Source organism: Kitasatospora sp. NPDC005856, from assembly GCF_040629945.1.
Classification (GTDB): Bacteria; Actinomycetota; Actinomycetes; order Streptomycetales; family Streptomycetaceae; genus Kitasatospora.
Map to the genome: position 1 here is coordinate 127,962 of NZ_JBEXWT010000014.1, position 6,567 is coordinate 134,528.

At 75.4% G+C, this 6,567-nt stretch carries 6 protein-coding genes; 4 read left to right on the forward strand and 2 right to left on the reverse strand.

The genetic code is table 11. The annotated features are described in order from the left end of the window. The first annotated feature begins 42 nt into the window (after positions 1-42). Positions 43-171, forward strand: coding sequence for a hypothetical protein (locus tag ABZ449_RS12080; RefSeq protein WP_360344273.1), 129 nt, complete (start codon positions 43-45; stop codon positions 169-171). Here the strand turns inward: ABZ449_RS12080 and ABZ449_RS12085 are convergent. Then, positions 158-835, reverse strand: a complete 678-nt coding sequence (locus ABZ449_RS12085; protein ID WP_360344276.1) for a hypothetical protein — start codon at positions 833-835, stop codon at positions 158-160. The genes ABZ449_RS12080 and ABZ449_RS12085 overlap by 14 nt on opposite strands. A 47-nt stretch (positions 836-882) precedes the next feature. Here ABZ449_RS12085 and npdG point away from each other — a divergent pair, with 47 nt between their 5' ends. Together npdG and ABZ449_RS12095 are read left to right on the forward strand one after the other, a co-directional pair. Next, positions 883-1,575 carry an NADPH-dependent F420 reductase gene (gene npdG, locus ABZ449_RS12090; protein ID WP_360344279.1) on the forward strand — a complete coding sequence of 231 codons (693 nt, stop codon included), beginning with the start codon at positions 883-885 and terminating at the stop codon, positions 1,573-1,575. 113 nt (positions 1,576-1,688) lie between these two features. Further along, positions 1,689-1,874, forward strand: coding sequence for a hypothetical protein (locus tag ABZ449_RS12095; RefSeq protein WP_360344282.1), 186 nt, complete (start codon positions 1,689-1,691; stop codon positions 1,872-1,874). A 40-nt stretch (positions 1,875-1,914) separates the two neighbouring features. Here ABZ449_RS12095 and ABZ449_RS12100 read toward each other — a convergent pair whose 3' ends face one another. Then, entirely contained in the window at positions 1,915-2,730 is an 816-nt protein-coding gene (locus ABZ449_RS12100) for a site-2 protease family protein (protein WP_360344285.1), read from the reverse strand. Positions 2,731-2,951: 221 nt separating this feature from the next. On the opposite strand from ABZ449_RS12100, the gene ABZ449_RS12105 reads away from it, so the two are divergent. Beyond that, positions 2,952-6,365, forward strand: coding sequence for a BTAD domain-containing putative transcriptional regulator (locus ABZ449_RS12105; protein WP_360344287.1), 3,414 nt, complete (start codon positions 2,952-2,954; stop codon positions 6,363-6,365). The last annotated feature ends 202 nt before the right edge of the window (positions 6,366-6,567 follow it).

The window sequence follows — 6,567 nt, forward strand, 5'->3', positions numbered from 1 at the left end:
CCTCGGACGGCGGCCACCGCCTCCGCAAAGGGTTTTCGCCCCGTGGAGACCCGGGGTGCCGGCTGGGGCGACGACTGGGGCGACGACTGGGGCGACGGCCGGGGCGACGGCCGGGACGGCGGCCGGGACGAGCGCGCCGGGGAGGCGAGCGCCCGGCTCACCAGCGGCTGATCGCGGGCGTCGAGGTCAGCCGCCCGGCGAGTCGGACGAGCCGTTCCCGGACGGAGCGGCGGCCGGCCCGCTGCCCGGCGGCGACACTGACCAGGTGCTGGGCGAGGTCGAAGGGCCCCTCGGCGGCGGTGCCGACGGTCAGCCGCTCGTGCGCGAGCCCGCGCAACTCGCCGAGGCCGCCGAGCTCATCCGGCCCGCCGGGCCCGGCCGCCCCGCCGAGCTCGTCCGCCCCGCCCGGTCCCCCGGGCTCGCCCGGCGCTCCCCCGTCCAGTGCGAGCACGGTCGCGCCGCGCCGCCGGGCGTCCTGCACCCGCTCCAGCAGCGGGGCGCCGGCCGCCTCCGGGACCACCACCAGCACGGTGTCGCCGCGCCCGGCCTCGGTGAGCCGCCGCAGGTCGTGCGTCAGGTGGGCCGGGGCGCCGGCCGGCGGGCTGTGCCGCAGCAGGGTGGGCGCCAGCCGGGGGACGTCCGACCACACGGACTCGTCGTCCAGGTGGGCGGCCAGGTGCCAGGGCTCGTACGCCTCGGTGCCGACCAGCAGCAGCCCGCTCGCCCCGCGCCGTTCCACCGAACGGCGCAGCGCCCCGGCGAAGCCGCCGACCGCCTCCAGCCAGCCCGTACCCGTCAGCCGTTCCCGGAGTGCCGAAACTCTCACCGCATCCATGCGGGCCAGGATGTCCCGCCGGGCCGGGGATTTGGCAGGATCGGCCCATGACTTCCCTCGATTCAGCGACAAACCCGGCCCACGAGGTACCGGACGTCTCGCAGCTGGTGGTCGGTGTCCTCGGCGGCACCGGCGACCAGGGGCGGGGACTGGCCCTGCGGCTGGCCAAGGCCGGCCAGCAGGTGATCATCGGCTCCCGCGCCGCCGCCCGGGCCGAGGCCTCGGCGGCCGAGCTCGGCCTCGGCGTGCGCGGCGCCGACAACGCCACCGTCGCCCGGGAGAGCGACGTGGTGATCATCGCGGTCCCGTGGGACGGCCACGCCGCCACGCTGACCGCGCTGCGCGAGGAGCTCGCGGGCAAGATCGTCGTCGACTGCGTCAACCCGCTGGGCTTCGACAAGCAGGGCGCGTACGCGCTGAAGCCGGAGGAGGGCAGCGCCGCCGAGCAGGCCGCCGCCCTGCTGCCGGACTCCCGGGTCACCGCCGCGTTCCACCACCTCTCGGCGGTGCTGCTCCAGGACGAGTCGGTGGAGAGCATCGACACCGACGTCATGGTGCTCGGCGACGACCGGGAGGCCACCGACATCGTGCGGGGCCTGGCCGCCCGCATCCCCGGGATGCGCGGCATCTACGCCGGCCGGCTGCGCAACGCCCACCAGGTGGAGTCGCTGGTCGCCAACCTGATCTCGGTCAACCGCCGCTACAAGGCCCACGCGGGCCTGCGGATCACCGACGTCTGATCGAGGGCCCGCCGTGTCGACCTCACCCCTGGCCGGGCGCCGGAGGTGAGGTCGGCGACAATGGGTGGCGGCCGTGAGCCGGCCGCCCGCACCCGTTCTAGGAGCCTCCCGCCATGCCTCGCACGTCCCGCTTCGCCCTGGCCGCCGTCGTCCTCGCGCTCGTGGCCCTGGTGGTCTCGCTGGTCCAGGGCTTCTGGCTGGGCCTGATCTGGCTGCCGCTGGCCGGCGTGGCCAGCAACGTGCTGTGGATGGACCGCCGCCGGGCCAGGATCGCCGCGGCGGCCGCCGAACAGGGCTGAAGCCCGGGCCCGCGGACGGGCCGGTTCTTCCGGAGACGGGCTAGTTCTTCCAGAAGCTGAACAGGTACCGGCCGAGCGTCGCGTAGTCCTGGTCCACGCCGAACAGGGCCATCAGCCCGTGGACGATCCCGAAGAAGAACTGGTTCACCTGCGGCTGCCACAGCAGCGCGAACACCGCGAGCATCCCGTACGGCGCGAACGGCTCGATCGCGCGCCGGGTCCGGTACGACAGCCAGGGCTCGACGATCCCGTAGCCGTCCAGCCCGGGCACCGGCAGCAGGTTCAGCACCGCCGCGCTCAGCTGGAGGAAGCCGAGGAAGCCCAGCGCTCCGGAGAACGGCGAGATGATCAGCTCGTAGCCGTTCCAGACCGCGTGCACGGTCGGGTCGTCCAGCCAGCCCGCGCCGATCGGGATCAGCAGCACCGCCGCGATGAGCAGGTTGACCAGCGGGCCGGCCGCCGAGATCAGGCTGTGCTTGAGCCGGCCCTGGACGCGGTGCCGCTCGATCCAGACCGAGCCGCCGGGCAGGCCGATGCCGCCGAGGATCACGAAGACGATCGGCAGCACGAAGCTGAGCAGCACGTTGGCGTACTTCAGCGGGTTGAGCGTGAGGTAGCCCTTGGCGCCGACGGTGATGTCGCCCCCGTGCAGCGCGGTGCGCGCGTGGGCGTACTCGTGCAGGCAGAGCGAGACCATCCAGCCCGCGACCACGAACAGGAACACCCCGAACGAGGCGTTGCCGTAGCCCTGGTACACCGCCCAGCCGGAGGTGCCGAGGACGGCGAGGAGCACCCAGAACACCGGGCTGATCCGGCGGTCCTCGCTGCGGGAGCGCGGCGTGGCGGCGAAGGTCATGGTGTGGGTGCTCCGTGGGCAGAGGGAGGTGGGCGGACGCGGGCCGGGTCGATCATGCCGGGCGGGCCGGTGACCGGACAAGCCGCCCCGGGTGAACGTCCGGGCGCGCGGTGGCGTTCCGCCCGCCGGGGCGCTCCACCCGCGGTGGCGTTCCACCCTACGTGCCGGGCCGGGGCGGGCCCAGCACAATTGTGCGGTCCTCGGCCCGCGCATCGACCAGAATGGTCCGGGTGTACTACGGCATTCTCGGGACGACGACGGCCCACCACGACGACGGCACCCCGGTGACGATCGGCGGCGCCCGGCTGCGGGCCCTGCTCACCGCCCTGGCCCTGAGGCAGGGCCGGCCGGTGCCGGCCGACCTGCTGGTGGACGAGGTGTGGGAGGCCGAGCCGCCGCAGGACTCCTCCGCCGCGCTCCAGACCCTGGTCGGCCGGCTGCGCCGCACCATCGGCCGGGACGAGGTCGGCTCCGGCCCGGCCGGGTACTGGCTGACGGGCCCCGCCACCGACCTCGCCGACTTCCAGCGGCTGACCGGTGAGGGCCGCCGCGCCCTGGACACCGGGGACCCTGCGCTCGCCGCCGAGCGGCTGCGCGCCGCCCTGGCGCTGTGGCGCGGCCCCGCGCTCGCCGACCTGCCGGACCGCACCGGCCCGGCCGTCCGGCTGGAGGCCCAGCGCGAGGAGGTGCGCCGCCACCGGATCACCGCGGACCTCGGCCTCGGCCGGGCCGCCGAGCTGATCGCCGAACTGGCCGAGCTGTGCGAACGGCAGCCGCTGGACGAGCCCTTGCAGCTGCTGATGATCCGGGCGCTGCACGAGAGCGGGCGGACGGCCGAGGCGCTGCGCCACTACGAGCGGACCAGGCGGGCCCTGGCCGACGAGCTCGGCGTCGACCCGGGGCGCGGACTCCGCTCCCTGTACGCCGAGTTGCTCGCACCGGCGCCACCGCCGATCCCGGCGGCCCCGGCGCCCCAGGAGGAGCCGGAGCCCGCCCCCGCCGCCCCCGGCCCCGTCGCCCCCGATCCCACTTCCCCGTCCGGCGCGCCGCCCCAACTCCCGCGCTCCGGCGGCAATCTGCGCGGCCGACTGACCAGCTTCGTCGGCCGCGAGGACGATCTCGCCGCGCTGCGCACGATGCTGACGGGCCGTCGGCTGGTGACCCTGACCGGTCCCGGCGGCTCCGGCAAGACCAGCCTCTCCACCGAGGCCGGCCGCGCCGAGCAGGCCGCCGGGGCCTGGCCGGACGGCGTCTGGGTGGCCGAACTCGCCCCGCTGGAGAGCCCGGACGCGGTGCCCGCCGCCGTGGTCTCGGCGCTCGGCCTGCGCGAGATCGTGCTGCACAGCACCAACATGGTCGCCGAGGTGATCGACAAGCGGGCCGAGGACCCGGTGCGCCGGCTGGTCGAGCACTGCGGCCACCGCCGGATGCTGCTCGTCCTGGACAACTGCGAGCACCTGATCCAGGCCGCCGCCGACCTCGCCGACGTCCTGCTCGCCGAGTGCCCCGGGCTGACCGTGCTCGCCACCAGCCGCGAACCGCTGGGCGTGCCCGGCGAGACGGTGCTGCCGGTCGAGCCGCTGCCCGATCCGGTCGCGCTGCGGCTGTTCGCCGAGCGCGCGGCCGCCGCCCGTCCAGGCTTCGACCCGCTGGGCGACCCGGAGGCCTGCGCCGAGATCTGCCGCCGGCTGGACGGGCTGCCGCTGGCCATCGAACTGGCCGCCGCCCGGCTGCGGGTGATGACCGCGCGTCAGATCGCCGACCGGCTGGACGGCCGGTTCGCGCTGCTCACCGCCGGCAGCCGCACCCTGCTGCCGCGCCAGCAGACGCTGCGCGCGGTGGTCGACTGGAGCTGGGACCTGCTGGGCAAGCGGGAGCGGGCGGTGCTGCGCCGGCTCGCGGTGTTCGCGGGCGGCTGGCAGCTGGAGGACGCCGAGGCGGTCTGCGCCGACGGCGTCGAGGTGGCCTCCGGCGAGGTCGCCGACCTGCTGCTGTCGCTGGTCGACAAGTCCCTGCTGGTGGCCGACCTGGACGGGGCCAGCCTGCCGCGCTACCGGATGCTGGAGACCATCCACGAGTACGCGACCGAGCGCCTCGCCGGGTCCGCCGCCGAGCGCGCCGCCACCGAGGCCCGCCACCTGGCGCACTTCCGGAGCATGCTCTCGCTCGCCGACGCGCAGATCCACGGCCCCCGGCAGCTGCACTGGCTGACCGTGATGGAGCGCGAGCAGGACAACGTCCGGACGGCGCTGCGCCGCGCCGTCGACCTGCGCGACGAGGAGCAGTCGCTGCTCATCGCCCTCGGCATGAGCTGGTACTGGTCGCTGCGCGGTTACAGCCTGGAGGCGCGCACCTGGTACAACGCCGTCGCCGCGCTCGGCCCGGACCCGTTCGCCCCGGACGCCCCGCAGCCGGTGCCGCTGAGCCGCAGCGTGCTCGCGTACGACCTGCCGCTGCCCGCGGGGGTGGTCGAGGAGGCCCGCCGGCTGCTCTCCATGTACCGGCTGATCGGCCTGTTCGAGGGCAACCTGGACGTCCTCGGCGATCCGGAGGCGATCGAGGTCGCCCAGCGGCTGATGGACGTCTACACCCCGGAGCTGCCGCAGTCCTACCGCTTCCCGGCGCTGATGCGGGTGTTCGGCGCCTTCCTGGCCGGCCGCCTGGACGTGATGAAGGACCTGCTGGACGACGCCGTGCGCGGCTGCGGGCAGCACGGCGGGCCGAGCGACCTGGCGTTCATCCTGCAGGTCCGGGCCAGGATGATGAACGACTGGCCGAGCGGCGCGGAGCAGAGCATCCGGGACGGCGCGCGTTCGCTGGAGCTGTACGAGCAGGCGGGCGACCTCTGGGGGATCTCCCAGGCGCTGTCCGCGCACGGCGAGTCGCTCTCCAACCGGGGCGAGTCCGCGGCCGCCGCGGAGGCGTACGCGCGGGCGATCGAGCTGATCGAGGAGCTCGGGGCGCACCTGGAGGTGCCGATCCTGCAGGTGAACCTGGGCACCGCCCTGCTGGAGCAGGACATGGACCGCGGCGAGCGGATCATCCGCCAGGCGCTGGCCTCCATCGAGACCCCGGGCCTCAACCAGTCCACCACCGGGGCGCTGATGTTCGGCCACCTGACGCTCTGCGGCATCCACGCCCAGCGCGGTGAGTTCGACCTGGCGCTGGCCGAGCTGGACGAGCTGGACACCGTCCGGGTGGGCGGCTTCGCGCCGAGCCTGGTGACCGGGATGCTGCTGAGTGCCCGGGGCTGGATCACGGCCCGGGCCGGGGATCCGGAGGCGGGGTTCGAGCTGCTGCGCGACGGCTGGCGGCAGCTGCGGGCGGTGACGGCGGCGAGCGGCTTCGCTGAGCACATGACGGTCATGGTGGTGCCCGCGGTGACGGCGGTGCTGTGCGCCTTCGCCCAGCGTGACCGGGATCTGGAGCGGGCCCGGGCGGCGGCCGTGCTGACCGGCGCGCACGGCGGGCTGAACGGCCCCAAGGGCGGCTTCCTGGACCGGGCCGAGCGGGCCCGCTCGGAGGCCGTCCTGCGGGAGCTGATGGGTGACACCGGGTTCGAGGAGACCCGGGAGGGCGGGGTCGGGATGACCCAGGAACAGGCCTTCGAGCTGCTGGAGTCGCTGATCGGCTAGCCCGCGCGGTGGGCTCGTGCGACCGGTGGGGCCGTACGGCCGGTGGGCCCGTGCGACCGGTGGGGCCGTGGGGCTGGTGGGCCCGTGCGACCGGTGGGGCCGTGGGGCCGGTGGGCCCGTGCGACCGGTGGGGCCGTGGGGCCGTGGGGCTGGTGGGCCCGAGGGGCCCGGGGCCGCGCCCCGCGGAGACCCCCCGCCCGCC

Excerpts from the sequence above, each read along its gene's own strand:
- ABZ449_RS12105 (WP_360344287.1), top strand. The coding sequence starts at position 2,952 with ATGGTCCGGGTGTACTACGGCATTCTCGGGACGACGACGGCCCACCAC.
- ABZ449_RS12100 (WP_360344285.1), bottom strand. The coding sequence starts at position 2,730 with ATGACCTTCGCCGCCACGCCGCGCTCCCGCAGCGAGGACCGCCGGATC.
- npdG (WP_360344279.1), top strand. The coding sequence starts at position 883 with ATGACTTCCCTCGATTCAGCGACAAACCCGGCCCACGAGGTACCGGAC.
- ABZ449_RS12085 (WP_360344276.1), bottom strand. The coding sequence starts at position 835 with ATGGATGCGGTGAGAGTTTCGGCACTCCGGGAACGGCTGACGGGTACG.
- ABZ449_RS12095 (WP_360344282.1), top strand. The coding sequence starts at position 1,689 with ATGCCTCGCACGTCCCGCTTCGCCCTGGCCGCCGTCGTCCTCGCGCTC.